Source organism: Gimesia aquarii (assembly GCF_007748175.1).
GTDB lineage: Bacteria > Planctomycetota > Planctomycetia > Planctomycetales > Planctomycetaceae > Gimesia > Gimesia aquarii_A.
This window is the reverse complement of record NZ_CP037422.1, coordinates 278023-296986: the sequence shown is the minus strand read 5'-3', so window position 1 is coordinate 296986 and position 18964 is coordinate 278023. Positions and strand designations below refer to the sequence as shown.

Sequence of the window (18964 nt, the reverse complement as noted above, 5' to 3'; positions counted from 1 at the left end):
ATTGTTGTTTTGATAATTAAGACACTCATTCCGGTTATAGTAATTACATAACCCAAAGAGCCTGCAAAAAGACTATCTTTTTTTCAGACGAGTGGAAAGTCGTGAGCTAGAGTTGCTGTGTACGGATGGGCTGGATGCGCCGGACGTACCCAGTGATCTGTATTTGTTTCCTCTCACAAAGATGGTCCCATGAGTACTCGAAATCCTCGTTATGTTCGCCGCTACGTCGTCACTGTTTTTGTTTTGGTGATATTAGCACCGTTTCTCATTTATGGTGCGCATCAAAGCGTCGAAAGCATGTGTATTGCCCCTGAAAAGTGGGCACCGCCTTTCATGAAATCGCGGCTCGACTATGATCGGTTTATGAAGGACTTTGAAAGTAACGACCTGATCTTAATTAGTTGGCCTGGTTGCTCTGTAGATGATCCGCGACTCCTCAAATTAGAAGAAGCTTTATACGCACCGCGCACTACGGATTTTGGAGAGACACATGCTTCATTGTTTGACCGCATTGTCAGCGGAGCAGGAACCGTAAAAAGTTTAACGTCTCCTCCACTCAAACTCTCCCAAGATGAAGCAGTAGCGCGTTTGGAGGGAGTCTTGGTTGGTAAGAACCATAAAGACAGTTGCGCGGTTATTATTCTGACACACCGTGGAAATGAGTTACGTAAGCAATCAATAGAACATGTCCTTAATGTAGCAGAAGAAGTCTGTCAGTTGCCTCGAGAAGATTTTCACATCACAGGCCCTCCTGTAGATGGTGTTGCCATTGATCGGGCGAGTATTCACAGTGTGAATCTGTTTGGCGCTTTGTCTGCTATTCTAGCAACTGGTTTGTGCTGGCTTTGTATCCGTTCCTGGATGCTCACGGGAACGATCCTGCTGGCAGGTTTGTTTGGTCAGGGACTCGTACTCGCAATGGTCTATTTCATCGGAGCTCATCTGGATGCCGTTTTGATTATTATGCCATCACTGGTTTTTGTACTTACCATTTCAGCGGGCGTTCACTTAGTAAACTACTATTACGATGAACTGTTTGCGACGAGTGCCAAGTCTAAGGTCGAAGCAAAAACAGCGGTTCAGAATGGTTTTTCCAAAGGTTGGAAACCGTGTCTACTGGCTGCTATCACTACAGCCATTGGACTGGGATCGTTAATGGTCAGCCAGATTTTTCCTATCGCGCTATTTGGTCTTTTAGCTTCTTTAGGTTTAGTAATCACGCTGTGTGTCCTGTTGCTGATCTTACCGGGAGCAATGCAGCTATGGCCACCACAGCAAATCTTGAAGTACAATCAGGAAGGTCAAACTAAGACGACTCCAAAATATTTTACCAGAATCTCATCCTGGATGGAAAAATTACCGAAGTGGCTTGAACGGTATTCTGTTCCTGTTTTCCTGTCAGCATTAATGCTGATGGCCATTTCGGCTTATGGCTTACTTTCTATTCGATCTTCAGTTGATGTTCCTTCGCTGTTTCCAGAAGGAAGCCAGGTCCTGAAAGATTACCAGTTCAACGAAGATCGAATGGGCCCATTGATTCCTGTTGAAGTCGTTATAGAATTTGGTCCTGAGTGTAAGAAAACATTTTTGCAAAGACTGCGGATCATCGACAATATTGAAAAAACAATAAAAGATATCGATGGATATACAGGCACAATGTCGGCAGCGACATTTGGTCCAAACCCAGTCAAACATAATGGCTTTGAATCAATCTTTAGAAAAGTTGTCACAAATAAAAAGCTGGAAGAAAACCGGAAGGCGATCGTGAATTCCGTATATCTGTCGGATACCGATGGTAAAGAATCGTGGCGAATCAGTGCGCGGGTTCCCGCGCTCGATAAAATTGACTATGGGGCTGCTTTAAATAAACTAAAAACGACTTTGCAGCCCGAACTTGAAAAGTATGGTGAACAGGGTGTGCAATTGACGGCATATTACACCGGAATTATGCCTTTGATTCATACAGTTCAGCAATTGATTCTACAAGATCTCACCCGGAGCTTTACGACTGCTTTTATACTGGTGGCTCTGGTCATCATAATTGTACAACGTAGCCTCTGGACTGGATTATTGAGCATGCTACCCAATATTTTCCCCATAGTCGTTGTTTTTGGTTTGATGGGTTGGCTGGATATCCCATTGGATATCGGAGCAGTAATGACTGCCAGCGTCGCCCTGGGAATAGCCATTGATGACACGTTACATTTCCTGGCATGGTTCCGTAGAGAAAAGTCGTTGAACCGTTCCAGTGAAGAAGCAGTTCGCTCTGCCTTGAAACACTGTGGACGGGCGATGATTCATACAACGTTTATTTGCGGACTGGGATTACTTGTATTTGGATTTAGCGATTTTATCCCTACACAACGCTTTGCCTGGATGATGTTAGCACTACTCACAACCGCATTGATTGGCGACTTGTTATTCCTGCCTGCAATGTTGATACAGCCTTTTGTGAAGCACATCCAGTTCGCAAAACAAGGCTTGTCCAATAAACTGAGCGTTACTTCTTCACCACTTTCTATAAAGTAATCTGGAGCCAAGTGGGTCAATGCACGTCGAGATTGGCGTGCTGCCCCATCTGCTGAAGCGTTTGACGGCGTTGATTAATGCGATCCACCAATTCAACTCGTTGCTGTTCATGGTGTTTTTCAACACGTTTTTGAGCTTGATAAAAATAACGAACGGCTGTCTTCAGGTCCTGGCTGGACTCGCGATAAGTGGAATAAAGCTCCTGCGATCTTTGTATTCCCAGGCCAGTAGTTAATATGTCATCTTCGAATGATAGAAAGATTCGTGCGCTACCTGGATCTCCCTGACGTGCAGAACGCCCCGTCAATTGTCGATCGATACGTGCAGATTCATGTAGTTCTGAACAAATCACATGCAAACCACCACTTTTGATTACTTCTTGGTCAAGAATGATATCAGTACCACGGCCAGCCATGTTAGTCGCAACAGTGATTCGACCAGGCTGTCCCGCCTGCTTAATGATGGCGGCTTCATTCTCATGATTCAACGCGTGCAAAACTTCATGGTCCAGTCCTGCTTGCAAAAGTTGTGCTGATAATTGATTAGACAGATTAACAGAACGAGTACCGATCAGCACAGGCCTTCCTCGACGTTGCATTGCAATAGTTTCACTAACAATGGCGGCCCATTTTTCTTCTGCTGTCAAAAACACCTGCTCGGCGAGTACTTGACGTTTCGAAGGAAGATTCGTGGGAATTTTTATCACAGGAGTATTATAGATTTTCTTTAGTTCACCGGCTGCTGACTCTGCAGTACCCGTCATACCCGCCCTCCTTGGATAACGCGAGAATAATTCCTGCACCGTCGTTTGCGCACCCACTTTTGTGGGTGATGTGATATCGAGCCCCTCTTTCGCTTCAATTGCCTGATGAATGCCATTCTGCCACATTCGACCTTCAGAGATACGTCCGGTAAATTCATCGACTATTGCAACTTTTTCATCTCTGATCACATAATCGCGGCCCTTCTGGAAATAGTTCTGAACCCGTAATGCTCGTTCTGATGAAAGATAAGCAGTTCCTGTATCAAGGCCAGAAGGCGCATCATGCTGTAATAACATTTCACGCACAATGCGGCGCCCCGCTTCAGTCAATTCCATTCCGCGCTGTGGTCCATGAGCAATGTAATGGACCTCTTCTTTCAGTTTACCAACATGATTGGCACTCCATTCGCAGGCAACCGCCAATTGTTCTTCTTCGATTGCATTGGTTTGTCCTATGATCAATGGCGTTCTCGCCTCATCAATCAAAATACTGTCTGCTTCATCTATAATCACCATGTAAGGCTGACGAGAATTCAAAAACTGTTGTTCTCTTTGTTGATCTCGCTGGCCGAATAACTGCCGACGTCGAGAAGAGATAATTGTATCAAACTCCGGAGAAGCAAGCAGATCTCGTAAGTAATCAAAGCCAAATTCTCGCGCAGTTCCATAAGTAATGTCACACTCATATGCGGCCTGGCGCTCTGATAGCGAAGAGGTAGTTGTTATTACTCCCACTGTCATTCCCAGTGAGTGATAGACAGGACTTAACCAATTAGCATCGCGCTTGGCGAGATAATCATTGGCCGTTGCAATATGAATTCCATGATCGAGTAGCGCATTCAAACAAAGCGTTAATGCAGCAGTCAAAGTCTTACCTTCGCCCGTCTGCATTTCAGCAATCGCGCCTTCATGCATGGCAAACGCACCCAAATATTGCACTGAATAAGGTGTCATACCCAGGTGCCTTTTCATTTGCTCACTGACAACGGCAAAGGCTTCTGGCATTATTTTTGTAAGCGATTCACCACTTTGTGCACGATAGCGAAGTGAATGCCATTCGTCAAAAAGCTGAGAATCGGAGTAGGATGAGAGACCCTCTTGCAGGATTTGAATCTGCTCAATGATATCCCACCAGGGTGCAGGAATTTCATTTTCTCCGGTCAGGAGAAATACGCGAAGCCGTTCAGTGAGTGAGCTGATGAAATTCACCACAATAACCACTAATATTCGTAAAAAAGTTAATTGTGAATTGATTTGTACATTCTAACTAACCGGCAAGGCCGTTTCGATCCTTTTTATCAGACAGCCTGAGGGAAGCTAAAGAATGCAAAGAATATGTGGACTTTAATCAACGCAATCAACAAATCCCTGTGGTTTTTGAGCAACATATCGAGGGAAAGACGTGTGATTTCAGGAATTCAGACAGCTTTTCTTAGAAAAGGCATCTTTCATGCCATCTGAAGTGACAAATCGAGTGAGCGGAGATTAATCAAAGAGTCATAACCACAAAGCCATTAGCTCAAAGTGGTGCTGAGCAAGTATATAGATTAGAGCAATTTCTTCTGTCGAGGATTTTGCTTACTCTTAGAAGAACTCTTTTTCGTGGCTGTTTCCGACTCTTGGTTGTTGAGACGTTTCCCATTTTTAGTAGAAGGGGCGCTGACTAGAGGATTCTCCTGACCATCCAGAGGTTGTCCCACCACAATTTCAGCCAGACGTTGTTGAGCTCGCGCGCCATATTCTTCCGAAAGCTCAAAACCAATAAACTGGCGGTCTAACTTTTTGGCAACAGCCAGCGTAGTCCCGCTACCAGAAAAAGGATCAAGTACAACTTCTTCCGGATGCGAGCAGGCTCGAATGATGCGGCCTAAGAGTTGTTCCGGCATTTGACAGCCGTGCCAGCCTTGACGTTCTTTAAATGTCCCATTGATACGAGGAAAATACCAAGTATCCTCGTCAGCTTGAAAACTCTCGGGAATATCTTGTGGCCTTAAAATCCAGGTATCATCGGGAAGCCGTCCATTGGGATTGGCCCGCTTATCACCATAGACGAGTTGACGAGCAGAGGGAATTCGAATCGAAGGATTATCGGCATTGAACGTAAATCGCTTGGAATCTTTGACCATGTGAAATAAGTGCGCATGCGAACGACTAAACTTATTTTTACAATTGACTCCAAAAGTATAATACCAGATAACCCAACTGCGACAGGTCAATCCCAATTCACGCTGCATCATGACTTTGAGTTCAGCAGCATATTCATCACCAATAGCCAGCCAGAACGTTCCATCCGGCTTTAATAATCGAACAACTTCAGATATCCAGAGCGAACACCAATCGAGGTACTGTTCGCTTTCAAGACGATCTTCATACTGATCATATTCATAGCCGATATTGAAGGGAGGATCAGCGAATGCCAAATCAATGGACTCCGCTTCGAGTTCCTGCATACCTTCAATGCAGTCCTGAATATGTATCTGATTGATGTTTGACATGTGCGGTAATGATGACTGCGGAATTTTAGAATCACTAATTTTTTCTACGAATGCGTTTGTAACGAACATTGCAGCCAATCGCAATGGTTTCCTTCATTTCCGGCTCCTTCCCCTTTAAAGCAGCCTCGATGGCCAATGAGACATATTGTTTTTTAACCTTGCTGGCGTCGGTAGCGTCATCCATAGCTCCCATGTAGATGACGTTCCGCGCTTTGTTTAAAACAAAAAATTCAGGTGTGCGGGTGGCTCCGAATTCCTGTCCGATTTTTTGAGATGCATCAAATAAGTAGGGGAATACGAATTGTTTTTTTTCGGCCTGTTCTTTCATCTTCTCCAGACTGTCTGCGGGGACCAGATTCACATTAACTGCAATGACCGCGACCGGAGAATCTTTGGCTGCGTACTTTTGGGCCAAGCGATTCAGTCGGTCTTCGTAGTCAACGGCATAAGGACAGCTGTTGCAGGTAAACGCGATCACCAATACCTCTTTGTTCTTAAATGAATCGCTGGAATACAACTTCCCATCGGTAGCAGGCAGTTTGTTCCAGGCAGGAGCCTGATCTCCCACACTGAGCACAGGATTATATTTACCCGCAAATAATTCTGCGTTTGATGAGCAAATGAAACAAATTGAAATCAACAGAAGTGAAACAAACTGTCGTGAAGCAGCTATCATTTCCAACCTCGAGAAATAAATCAGACAAAAGTCGTTCTAATACAAGATACACTGATCACCAGGGAACCTCATAATTCACACGTTTAGCTAGCTCTTTCAATAGAGTGGCATGGTCTTGATGGACATGCAAGCCTTCTTTAAGTACACGCTCAGTCTGTTCCCACTCCAATTCTCCAGGTAACCTGACCCGGTCATGTTCTTCAGCAGGGCTCAACTGGCGAATGGCTTCTGACGCAGAATTCAGTTCTTCATGAAATCGCTCTTCTGAAACAAATTGTTTAAGGTCAATCACATAGAAAAAATGTTCTGATCCTTCGATCTCAGGGGCTTTTGTTTTGTTGATAGGCAGCCTCCCTCCAGTCAACGCACCGGTAAGAATCGAGCTGATCATAGCTAATCCATATCCACGGGGCCCAGCTGCGGGGAGAAGCGTTTTGGCTGCTGTCGTATCAGTCGTTTCATTGCCCTCCTGATCCAGAGCATAACCGGGTGGGATCGGTAAACCATAGATGGCCAGTGTATCCAGCTTTCCCCATGAGGTTTTGGCGCAAGCCATATCCAATACAAATGGAGCCCCTTCTCTTGTGGGAACTCCCCAGGAAATGGCGTTATTCGCAGTAGCTCCTTGTGTACTTCCATGAGCGGCCACGGTCGCTCTACCAGTATTTGTCGTGCAATAACCAATCATACCAGCTTCGACCGCCATTAACACATAAACGGCAGCGGCCCCAAAATGATGGCTGTTGTGAACGGTAACGGTTCCCGTACCTACTTCAGACGCTTTTTTAATCGCCAATTCCATCGCACGTGTTGCGGCAACATGCCCCATGGCATTACTACCATCCAAAACAGCAATCGCAGGAGTTTCAATGGTTGTTAAAATTTGTGCACGAGGATCGATATCACCCATATCCATCGCTTCAAGATAACGCTCTGCTGTACGGCTCCCATGCGAATGTATGCCACGCAGATCGGCTTCAATCAATCGGTCTGCTACAACCTCTGCCTCAACTTCAAACATCCCCATCCGCACAAAAATTTTGACAAGTAATTCCTTAAGCGGTTCCAGGGGAATCAGAACTTCCTGGGATCGATCCTGAGGAGGCGCAAAATGATCCAACGACATAGTGATTTGCTCTCAATAGAGGGTGCTATGCTTACACATATCAAATTGAATTAGTTAATGACAAACAGATCGTTCAAATAATAGACTAACGTTAATGATCGACTGTTTCGACTCTGAGAGGGGCTGCCGTGCAAACTTTTGACAATTCCTTGTCTGTATTTTCTCAGTCATTCTACTTTGCCGATAGATCCACTCTCACGATCTCTTTATCATTCCTGGCGAAGACACTTTTTAAAGCAAAGGCTGGGTGAGACCAGATAGTCATTCTGCGTTGAACGCGACGCGTGGGTTCAATCAATTTGGCGCGGCTGATTTCTTCATAGCCCTTTGGAGTCAAATTAGCAATAATTAAATCACCTTGTTCATTGTGTAAAAAGTAGCGATCTTCATGCGGGATAATGAATGCATTCCACCAGCGCCCCTTACCGGTCGCTTTTTCAGTTTCCCAGAGACGTCGGCCATTACTCGCATCGAGACACCTTAGTTGACCATAGCTGCAAACGCCGTAGATATGGGCCCCATTGAAAACGGGAGTCATCATGATGGGATGCAAACCATCGGTATTTTTTTCACTGTCACTGTTTCCTGACCATACAATCTTGGCGTTCTTCCCATCATCAGAGACTTCAATCATACGGGGACCATTATAAAAACTGGCGACAAAAAGGCGGTTACCTACTTTCCGAGGAGTTGCAATACTGAGTCCAGAGCGAACACCATAAGGAACCTCCCAGATGAGTTTACCGGTTTCCGGTTCTAACGCAGAAACGGCCGTTGGATGCCAGACAATCAGTTCTCGTTTCCCACCAAACTCAAAGATGGTCGGTGGTGCATAACCGACAGTGGGATCACTGAGTGAACGCCAGAGTTCTTTACCGCTTGCCTTATCAAAACTGACTACAAGCGAATTCTGTTTACCACCAACGAGCATAATGAGCTGTTTTCCATCAATCAGTGGTGAAGCTACCATTCCCCAGATTGGGAGCCTGGTACCATAATCTTCAACAAAGTTTTTGCTCCAGAGCACCTTGCCATTTTGTGCGTCAAAGCAGAATAAATGGCCTTGTGCACCGAGTGTATAGACACGATTAGAGTCGATCACCGGTGTAGATCGTGGGCCAGCAGGATAACTGACAGAATACTCGACAGGATATTCATATTCCCAGATTTGCTTTCCGGACTCCGCGTCGAGGCACTGGACCCGTTCATAACTCACACGCTGTTTAAATATGCGATCTGTGACAAATACACACCAGCGGGAATTCACTTCTGCAACAGCAGGCCCGGAATAACCTTCACCGAGAGAAGCCGACCAAACACGGGGGAGCAAGCCGGACGTGGGAAGAGTTTTCACGATCCCGGTTTCCCGCCAGACGAGATCTTGTTGGGGACCACCCCATTGCGGCCAATCGTCGCTGAAACCAATTTGCGTGATTAGACTGAAACACAACATTGTTAAAATCAGAGTCAGTTTTTGCAGCATGGTAACCTCAGCTGTTTAAACAGTGCTTGTAAAATTTATTTCACTTCGTGGACCAAGAGCATATCGTGCCCCAATGAAGACCAGTCCGTTCCCGAAATCAATACTATCTGGCTCCCCTGTGAAAGGAAGCCATTTTTTTTGCCGTAATTGGCAATATATTTTAGAATTTCTTGAGGCGACTTATCGACCACATCCGTCAAGAGAGATGTCACGCCCCAATAAAGGGTAATGCGGCGCGCCGTAGCCCGACGATCAGTCAAGGCGACCGTTGGCACAGCCCGTCGCTGTTTGGAAAGTGCCATCGCGGTTTTGCCTTCATGCGTGCAGGTTACCATCAAATCAGCATCTAGCTTTTCTGCTGTGATACCGGCGCCGAGTGTCACAGCTTCTGTCACTTCGCGAGCATGTAATCGTCGATTGCTCGTCGTTTCTTCTGAATGCAAACTGGAAGAAAGAATGCGGGCTGCTTCTCGAACGATGCGACTCATCATTTCCACAGCAGACAGCGGACTGACACCCACGGCTGTCTCACCCGAAAGCATAACAGCATCACTACCATCCAGAACAGCGTTTGCCACATCGCTGGCCTCAGCACGAGTAGGAAAGGTATTAAACTGCATGCTGTCCAGCATCTGCGTGGCAGTGATCACAGGCACGCGGTATTGATTACAGAGATGTATGATGCGTTTCTGAATTATGGGAACACGCTCGATGTCGACTTCCACTCCCAAATCGCCGCGCGCAACCATAACAGCATCAGTCAGCTTGAGAATCTGTTCGATATCACTGACCGCTTCAATCTTTTCGATTTTGGCAACGATATGCGGACGATTCTCAGGTTCCAGCTTATCGATTTCCTCATTTAAATGTGTGATATCATCTGCGGAACGTACAAAACTGAGACCAACATAGTCAAGACTATGCTCAACAGCCCAGGCAAGATCTTTAATATCTTTTTCCGTCAGACTAGGAGTACTAAGTTGAACCCCAGGTAAATTTACCCCTTGTTTGCTACGAATGATTCCTTCTCGCTCAACGATACAAACAACAGACTGTCCATCGTCCGGTTTTTCAACCACGCGCATAGCAACCATGCCGTCCGTTAACAAAACGGGGTCTCCGACTCGCAAATCTTCGATCAAAGGTTCGTAAGTGCATGTCAACTCTTGTGGATTGTTGGTCTCAATGCCACGAATGAAGCGAAAACGCATGTCATGCCGACAAGTGATTTCGTCTCCCGGTAACACTCCGAGACGAATTTTCGGCCCTGATAAATCACCTAAAATTCCAACCGGTTTTCCCATTTCGTCAGAGAGTTCATGAATGTTATTGACAATCCCTGACAACCAATCATGTGTGCCATGAGCAAAGTTCAGTCGAAATAAATCAACACCGGCAATGATTAAACGGCGAAGCATATCACGTGAATCACTGGCCGGCCCGACTGTGGCAATGATTTTCGTTTTCACCAACGGCTGCTCTTCGTATTGGATTTTTTCGGTCATAATGAACCTTGTAAAAGGACTCCTTTCAATAACAAAAAATCATATGCACAATAAATTGCAGCAAGGTAGCAAATTCAGTTTGTTGCAGTAGGTTGGAACCACTTCTGATTGATCTGTCTAACTTGTTCTCCAGGTTTGGCGATTTGAAATTTTCCTTTGAGGCTGATTGTAGTGGGACGAATACAGGTTTTATCATTACAAGCCTGGTATTTGATCTTTAGTTCCAGAGTTTCCTCTTTACCAGCAGAGTTGCCTGGAACTTCAAGCGTGCCGCGAATAATAGCCTGTTTCTCATAAACCTGAAGTGGTTCATCAAAGCCCGTTACGCGGAATGCATGACCGGTTGGATATTTGACATCGGATAATTTTACACTCTGGTTTGATTTGATGGTAAAGGTTGTGGGAACCAGGAAATCGGGACTGGCGGGGTTTGTGTTAATATGCCACCCTTTCTCAATCGCTAACACAATTGCAACCTGGCAAGTTTTACCTGCTGGAAGCCTATCAACCGACAGATAAGCTTTAGCGGTAACCAGTTTTTTCTTTTCCTTTGTTTGTCCCAAACCAGCTGCCATTAGCAACTCTAAGCCAGGATTCCTAGCAGCCAGTTGTTCATCGGCTATTACATTAGAATCTTCTAGCGATACGAAGTCGCCAGTCGGGATCGAAATCGCTGATTGATTTTGAGTGAGAGGCGATTCAATATATTCCCCAACGGCCTGCACGAGTTGGGCACAGCGACCGGGATATCGTTTGATGGTTTTGCCGAACAATTGTAGTGTTTGATTGGCGTATTCGCGGTACTTTGGTTGATGAGTCCGCTCTGACAATTCAATCAAATTCAAAGTACTGATACTGTTACCAGATGGAATTGCTGCATCATAGGCGTTTTTGGTACGTGCGATTAGCTGCTCATGGTCATGCGTGGTGAAAAAGAAACCGTGCTCTTTCTGATCCCAAAATAACTCAATTTGCAGGTCTGTTAATTCACGCGCCTGGTCCAGCCATTGCTGTTTGCCGGTAGCCTGATGCAATGCAAGCAGTCCTTTTACCAGAAAAGCATAGTCATCAAGATAGGCATTCAATCGTGCTTGACCCGTACGATAGCTACGATAGAGGTGCCCCTTGTCATCTCGCATATGTTCGAGAATAAACTGCGCTGCTTTTTCGGCAGCCGCGGTGTAATCGGGACGTTTCAGAATTCGGCCCGCGGTCGCCATGCCTTCAATCATTAATCCATTCCAGCTGGTCAGGATTTTATCATCGATTAATAACGGTTTTCTTTTGCTACGAATCGTATGAAGCTTTTGTCGCAGAGTCGCCAATTTCCCTTCGAGTGCTTCGGGAGTCATGTCCTTTTTTGGGGCGAGTTCCTCCAACGAAGTGACACGATGCAACACATAACCGTGTTCGAAACGAGCAGGTTCATTCAACCCGTAGAATTCAGCAAACAGATCATAATCGTCTCCTAAAGCTGACTTGAGTTCTGCTTGAGACCAGGCATAATGTTTTCCTTCAACACCATCGGTTTCTGCATCGAGCGCAGAGTAAAAACCACCTTGAGTATCAGTGAGCTCGCGCAAAACAAAATCAACGATGCCTTCGGTGACGTTCTTGTATTGAATGTTTCCTGTTTGTTCAAAAGCATTCGCATACAATGAGGCCAGTTGCCCATTATCATACAGCATTTTCTCAAAATGGGGGACATGCCAATATCGGTCCGTACTATAACGGTGAAAGCCACCACCGAGGTGATCATAGATGCCACCATTGGCCATCGCATCGAGTGTGTAATTGAGAACTTTGGCAGACTCTGCAGAAGTGGAGTCTTTGGAAGGAGATTGGATATCGTACTGTAACAGAGCCAACTTTGACGAAGTCGGAAATTTGGGGGAATTCGGGCTCACTTCAGAGAAGTCAATGCCACCAAATTCGGCATCATAGCTGGCGTTGATCGATCTAACACCAGCTGTGACTAATTTACTTTCGATTGCAATAGTTTCTGTCGCTGCCTGTTCTTTTTGTAGTCGGGCGACTTCGCGGGCAATGATCGTCGCACTCTGGCTGACTTGTTTCTTATCCTCGGACCAGAGTTGATGTACACGCTGGAGCACACGAGGAAAACTCATTTGTCCCCCCTGATCGGTAGGAGGGAAATAAGTTCCACCAGCAAACGGTTCTCGATCGGGCGTTAGAAACATCGATAACGGCCAGCCTCCATTGGAGGGCGCACCGATCAGATGGAAGTAAACGCTTAAGGAAGTCATGTAAATGTCGTCGATATCAGGACGTTCTTCGCGATCCACCTTGATATTCACAAAATACTTGTTCATATACTCGGCAATTTGAGGATTCTCAAAAACCAGTCGTTCCATAACGTGGCACCAATAGCAACTGCTATAACCAACCGAGAGGAAAATAATTTTGTTTTCTTTTTTCGCTTTTTCAAATGCTTCCGTTCCCCAAGGATACCAGTCCACCGGGTTATGCTTATGAAGTAGTAGATAGGGACTGGTTTCTTTAGCCAGTCGATTTGTGAATGTGGGCGTCTCTTTATGCTTATCGGCAGACACTGATGATTTTTGTTTCGAAATTTTTCCAGATCCGTCGTCGGCAGATAACATTTGATGGTTCCAACTCGAACTGATAAAAAAAGCGGTGAGAAGCAAAGCAAACCACCAATTTGAGTTTTTCTTCAAATCCATTTTATTCCTCCGGGAAAGGACAAGTGCCCCATTCCACTCTAAATTATTTTGAGCTACTACAGTACTTCCAGACCTTTGCTCTGCCGGATATCCAGTACATGTATCTTAGCTAATATGACTACGGACGCCTATTTAATAATGTCGGAACCACAAAATTTCAGCATGACAGCAATGAAGCTTGACGGAACTCGGTTTCTCCATTTTATCCCGGAACCGTAGCCTGTTGTAGAATTTGTCGAATAATTTCCGTGGCACGTTCACGTTGGCTTTCTCGTACGAGAGACTTGGTAATGACCCGATGAGCGAGCACCGGAACAGCCAATTGCTTGATGTCATCCGGTGTCACATAGTCACGTCCTTCGGTAAACGCCTTACTCTGGGCTGCTTGTGAAAATGTAATGGCTCCGCGTGTACTGACTCCTAATGTGAGCTCCGGATGATTGCGAGTAATCTCTACGATTTCGAGGATGTAGTCGGTCAAAGAATCATCAACACGCACATTGAGCACAGCTTGTTGCATTTCTCTTAACTGTTTGACAGTTAGTACCGGCTCTAATGTATCGACAGGTTCACCAGAACGATGCTGAATCAACACATCGCGTTCAATCGAACGCTCGGGATAACCAATATCGATACACATCATGAAGCGGTCGAGTTGATTTTCAGGTAGAGGGTAAGTCCCTTCAAATTCGAACGGATTTTGTGTCGCCAAGACGAAAAAGGGAGGCTGTAATTGGATGGTTTGCCCTTCAACACTCACTTGTCCTTCATTCATCGCTTCTAACAAAGCGCTCTGCGTACGGGGAGGTGTCCGATTTATTTCATCTGCCAGAAGAATATTCGAAAAAATTGGTCCTTTTCGGAATTCAAATTCACCCAGATTGGGTAAAAACACATTTGAACCCAAAATATCGGATGGGAGCATATCCGGAGTAAATTGAACGCGCGTGTAATTACAATCCAAACTTTTAGCAATTGCTTTTGCCAGAGAAGTCTTACCCACACCAGGGGCATCTTCGATCAAGATATGGCCTTCTGCTAATAATGTGACAATCGCAAGTTGTACGACCTCGGGTTTGCCAATTAATACACGGGAAATATTGTCATGAAGTGTTTTGACCAGACTTTCTGTTTGTTGCTGGGAACGAACTTCCATTTAAGATCCATTTCTGAAGGGAATTTTTGCTATAGCAGCGGGGAGAAAAATTTACTTTTAATGGTTCAGAATTACAGAAACCTGTGATTCATTTCAACCAATAGTTTACCTAGTTTACAGTTGATATGGAATTATGGAAAAACAAACAAAATAATTCTGTACAATTGTGTGAATGACTTTCATTATAGAGTAGTCGATGCTAAAGAAAACCAAGATTTGACAACAATCAATGGACGTCGCAATCATTATTTTTACTATTTAGCTTGATTTCAGTGTGTTCAATTACAATCACACAGTATTTTTTCAATTTCCATAATTAATATTATTTTCATCAGGATCATTCAGCATGTCGGGCTCAAAACAGTCGATTGACCAGGTAGAAAAACTCTCACGACGCACTTTTTTACAGAGCGGAGGGATTAGTCTGGTTAGTTTAAGTCTATTTGAAAACTTAGTATTACAGGAATTAGTAGCTGCCCCAGCTGATCAAAAAATCGAAACGTTGAACCGCTTTCCAAGAATGGTCCAGGAGTACTTTGTTCGCCGCGTCAGAGAACAAGAAGCGAAAACGATCAAACGATTGGATTCTTTGAAAACCAAAGCCGATGCAGAAGAATATGTACAGTCCGTACAAAAACGAATTCGCGAAGCATTTGGCCGGAATCCTGAGCGTACTCCCTTAAATGCCCGCATTACCAAAACAACGGAACGCGACACTTATCGTATTGAAAACATCATCATCGAAAGTCGCCCCGGCTTTCTGGTCACAGCCAATCTCTATATTCCCAAGGGGATCACTAAACCAGTCCCGGGTGTTGTAGGAACTTGTGGTCATTCACACAATGGAAAAGCCGAAACTGCCTATCAGTCGTTTGCACAAGGGCTGGCCAGAAAAGGGTACGTCGTGCTAATCTATGATCCCATTGGACAAGGAGAACGGATTCAATATAGTGGGGACGACCTGAAATCGACCATCGGCGTTGGGGTTCGCGAACATCTACAAGGTGGCAATCAACAATTTCTAGTTGGGGAAAACCTTGCGATGTGGCGCGCCTGGGATGGCATTCGTGCATTGGATTATCTATTAACGCGTAAAGAGGTCGACCCAAAACAAGTGGGAGTCACCGGTAATTCTGGTGGGGGAACAATGACCACCTGGTTGTGTGGGGTGGAGCCACGATGGACAATGGCAGCTCCCAGTTGTTTCGTCACAACGTTTCGACGAAACATGGAAAATGAGCTTCCCGCGGATACAGAACAATGTCCGCCGAAAGTGTTAGCATTAGAACTTGACCACGCCGACTTTCTAGCAGCGCAGGCCCCTCACCCCATACGCATCTTAAGTAAGGAGCGGGATTATTTCGATGTTCGTGGTGCTCACGAAGCCTATTTACGACTCAAGCGACTTTACAAGCTGCTTGGCAAAGAAGAAAACATCTCGTTTTTCATCGGCCCGACTTATCATGGGTATTCGCAGGAGAACCGTGAAGCGATGTATCAGTGGTTTAATCAAGCCACGGGAGCTTCTAATGAATCAAAAGAACCAAAACTGATAATCGAGAAAGATGAGACTCTGTGGTGTACTCCCAAAGGCTCTGTTGCCAATGTTGGTTCCAAACCAATGCATGTCTTTACTGCAGAGCGATCTCAGGAACTGGCAAAGCAGCGTAAACCAAAATCCGGCGCGGCACTGAAATCGGTTGTTGCTGAGGCATTAAGATTGAAGCACATAGACGGCGTTCCCGACTACCGGATATTACGAAACCGTGGAGGAAAGAATTACCCTTTGAAATATTCAATCAGCTATGCTGTTGAGACGGAACCAGGAATTCAAGCTGTGGTGTACCGAGTTTCTGATGAACGACTTTATTCACGACCTCCACAAAACACAGGAAAATTGGCAACATTATATGTCGCGCATATTTCGTCCGATGCCGAGTTACGAGAAGAGCCACTCTTGAAAAAGGCCAGCAAAGAGAAAGAGTCCATACTCTATACATGTGATGTAAGGGGTATCGGAGAATCTCTGCCTGACACAACAAATGCGAATTCTTTTTTTACTCCATACGGCAGTGATTATTTCTATGCCGCCCATGCAGTGATGTTGGATGAACCATACATCGGTCAAAAAACATTTGACGTCCTTCGCGTGCTTGAATGGTTGAAAGCAAATGGACATACCGAAATTCATCTGATTGGCCGAGGCTGGGGAGCGTTACCAGCAACCTTTGCTGCTTTATTCTCACCACAAGTGAAACAGGTAACGCTTAAGAACGCATTAACATCCTTCAGTGACATTGCAGAAACGGAACACTATCACTGGCCTTTATCCACACTGATCCCCAATGTATTAACAACCTTTGATATGCCAGACTGCTACGCCGAACTAAAGGTTTCCAAAGAGTTTACGCAAATTGCCCCTTGGGGAGCAATCGGTACTGACAGTTAAGAAGACTATCAAACACCCTTGCGTCGATTGGTGCCTGCTCGTCACAATAGACATAATAACCATGACTAAGTGTTTTCATTTCTCTCTATAGAAACTGACAATATCGTGAGCAGCGACCCTACATTGGAATCTTCCGATTTGGAAGGCGTTGAAAAATTACATCAGGCGTACGAACAGCTGAAACAGGAAGTCAATCGAGTCATTATCGGGCAACAGCAAGTTGTCGAAGAACTCATGATCTCTCTGTTGGCCGGTGGTCATTGCCTGTTGGTAGGCGTACCTGGATTGGCGAAGACGTTAATCGTACATACTTTGGCCGATACGTTGAATCTCTCATTTAATCGAGTGCAGTTTACCCCCGATTTAATGCCCGCTGATATTACCGGAACTGACGTCATTCAGGAAGATAAAAGTACTGGCAATCGTGATTTTAAATTTCTGGCTGGTCCTGTGTTTTCCAATGTTGTACTAGCTGATGAAATCAATCGCACACCACCTAAAACACAAGCTGCCTTGCTCGAAGCAATGCAAGAACACCAGGTAACTGCGGGGGGACGCAAACATAAACTCCCCGTCCCGTTCTTTGTACTGGCAACCCAAAACCCCATTGAACAAGAAGGAACTTATCCTCTTCCCGAAGCCCAACTAGACCGTTTCATGTTTGAGGTCAAAGTAGATTACCCGAGTGAAGAAGAGGAATTCGCGATCGTGCAGCAAACGACTTCTGATGATTCCTATACCGTGAAGAAAGTATTGGAACTAGAAGAGTTATTATCGTTTCAATCTCTCGTTCGAAAAGTACCAGTGGCTGATCATATCATTCGCTATGCCATGCAATTTGCACGCATGACACGCATCAGCCAGGGCGATAGTTTAAACTCAAACGATATTCCCGACTTTATACGCGAGTTTGTAAGTTGGGGTGCTGGACCACGCGCGAGTCAGAACTTGATACTGGGTGCAAAAGCGCGAGCAATTCTACACGGACGCATGTATGTCAGCACAGACGATGTAAGGGCCGTGGCACATCCGGTATTGAGGCACCGAATCATCACTAATTTCAATGCGGAAGCCGAGGGAATGACTCCCAATAAAATTGTGGACCGCTTAATAGAACTCATTTCCGTCGATTCCTCTCAGGAAAAACTTGATGGACGATTACCGCAAGTATTTAGATCCGCAGACGCTCGCTAAAGTTCAGAATCTGGATCTTGCAGCACGGCAGATTGTGGAAGGTTATGTTTCGGGTTCTCATAAGAGCCCTTTTCATGGTTTTTCCGCCGAGTTCGCGCAGCATCGCGAATATGCAACCGGTGATGATCTGCGTTATGTTGACTGGAAGGTATTCGCCAAGTCAGATCGCTATTATCTGAAACAGTATGAAGCCGAGACCAATTTTACCTGCTACATTTTGCTCGATTGTAGTGAGTCAATGCGATACCGTTCTGAAAATGCTGCACTTTCAAAATGGGAATATGCAAGGTTGGTGGCAGCAGCATTGTCATATGTAGTTATCAAGCAGCAAGATGCAGCAGGGCTATGTACAATGAATGATCGTGTACTCGAATTCCTCAGGCCTTCCAGTCAACCGAATCATTTAAAACAGATTTATCACACGATGGAACATACAGAACCTGCAGGTGAGTCTGGTCTGGGAAATGTATTCCATGAATTAGCCGAGAGAATTACACGCCGCAGTCTCATCATTGTCATCAGTGATCTCTTTGATGATATTGATAAAGTTATGTTGGGGTTGAAACATTTCCGCCATCGCAAACACGATGTAAGTCTGTTACAGGTAATTGACCCGGCAGAGCAGGATTTTCCGTTTCAAGAGCCAGTTCTCTTTCGAGGACTGGAAAATTTACCCGAACAGATGGCTGAACCTCGTTCACTTAAAAAAGCGTATCAGGCAGAATTCGAGAAGTTTTTAAGTTCGGTACAACGTGGCTGTCGTGATTTAAAAATGGATTACGCCCTGATACGTACAGACCAACAACTGGATGTCGCGTTATCCGCATTTTTGTCGAATCGACGGTCGCGGGTTGGTTCTTAATCATATTCCGAATTCGAAACA

The 18964-nt window shown here is 45.2% G+C and carries 12 protein-coding genes; 4 read left to right on the top strand and 8 right to left on the bottom strand.

Annotated elements, in window-relative coordinates; translation table 11 throughout:
* Positions 1-189 precede the first annotated feature (189 nt).
* On the top strand, positions 190-2529 hold the full coding sequence (locus V202x_RS01210; protein ID WP_145170459.1) for an efflux RND transporter permease subunit: 2340 nt from the start codon (positions 190-192) through the stop codon (positions 2527-2529).
* Between the two features lie 16 nt (positions 2530-2545).
* On the opposite strand, the gene V202x_RS01205 is transcribed toward V202x_RS01210, so the two are convergent.
* From V202x_RS01205 to V202x_RS01170, 8 genes are all read right to left on the bottom strand, one after another.
* Positions 2546-4501, bottom strand: a complete 1956-nt coding sequence (locus V202x_RS01205; protein WP_197993159.1) for a translocase — start codon at positions 4499-4501, stop codon at positions 2546-2548.
* 338 nt (positions 4502-4839) lie between these two features.
* Positions 4840-5856, bottom strand: a complete 1017-nt coding sequence (locus V202x_RS01200; protein ID WP_232099052.1) for a DNA-methyltransferase — start codon at positions 5854-5856, stop codon at positions 4840-4842.
* Complete coding sequence (locus tag V202x_RS01195; protein ID WP_232098759.1) at positions 5822-6463, bottom strand: thioredoxin family protein; 642 nt, start codon at positions 6461-6463, stop codon at positions 5822-5824. Before V202x_RS01195 ends, V202x_RS01200 begins: the two co-directional genes overlap by 35 nt.
* A 55-nt stretch (positions 6464-6518) precedes the next feature.
* Positions 6519-7589, bottom strand: coding sequence for an Ldh family oxidoreductase (locus V202x_RS01190; RefSeq protein ID WP_145170455.1), 1071 nt, complete (start codon positions 7587-7589; stop codon positions 6519-6521).
* A gap of 172 nt (positions 7590-7761) precedes the next feature.
* Positions 7762-9072 carry a PQQ-binding-like beta-propeller repeat protein gene (locus V202x_RS01185; protein ID WP_145170453.1) on the bottom strand — a complete coding sequence of 437 codons (1311 nt, stop codon included), beginning with the start codon at positions 9070-9072 and terminating at the stop codon, positions 7762-7764.
* 35 nt (positions 9073-9107) lie between these two features.
* The gene (pyk, locus tag V202x_RS01180; protein ID WP_232098757.1) at positions 9108-10577 is read right to left on the bottom strand and encodes a pyruvate kinase; all 1470 of its coding nucleotides are present in this window, start codon (positions 10575-10577) and stop codon (positions 9108-9110) included.
* 74 nt (positions 10578-10651) lie between these two features.
* Complete coding sequence (locus tag V202x_RS01175; protein WP_145170449.1) at positions 10652-13282, bottom strand: DUF255 domain-containing protein; 2631 nt, start codon at positions 13280-13282, stop codon at positions 10652-10654.
* 202 nt (positions 13283-13484) lie between these two features.
* Positions 13485-14438, bottom strand: coding sequence for an AAA family ATPase (locus V202x_RS01170; RefSeq protein WP_144980355.1), 954 nt, complete (start codon positions 14436-14438; stop codon positions 13485-13487).
* A gap of 346 nt (positions 14439-14784) precedes the next feature.
* Here V202x_RS01170 and V202x_RS01165 point away from each other — a divergent pair, with 346 nt between their 5' ends.
* From V202x_RS01165 to V202x_RS01155, 3 genes are all read left to right on the top strand, one after another.
* Entirely contained in the window at positions 14785-16887 is a 2103-nt protein-coding gene (locus V202x_RS01165) for an alpha/beta hydrolase family protein (protein ID WP_145170447.1), read from the top strand.
* Between the two features lie 102 nt (positions 16888-16989).
* Entirely contained in the window at positions 16990-18081 is a 1092-nt protein-coding gene (locus tag V202x_RS01160; RefSeq protein WP_145180280.1) for an AAA family ATPase, read from the top strand.
* Positions 18038-18943 (top strand): DUF58 domain-containing protein, encoded by a 906-nt coding sequence (locus V202x_RS01155; RefSeq protein ID WP_145170445.1) that lies wholly within the window; start codon positions 18038-18040, stop codon positions 18941-18943. The genes V202x_RS01160 and V202x_RS01155 overlap by 44 nt, the downstream gene beginning before the upstream one ends.
* Positions 18944-18964: the final 21 nt, after the last annotated feature.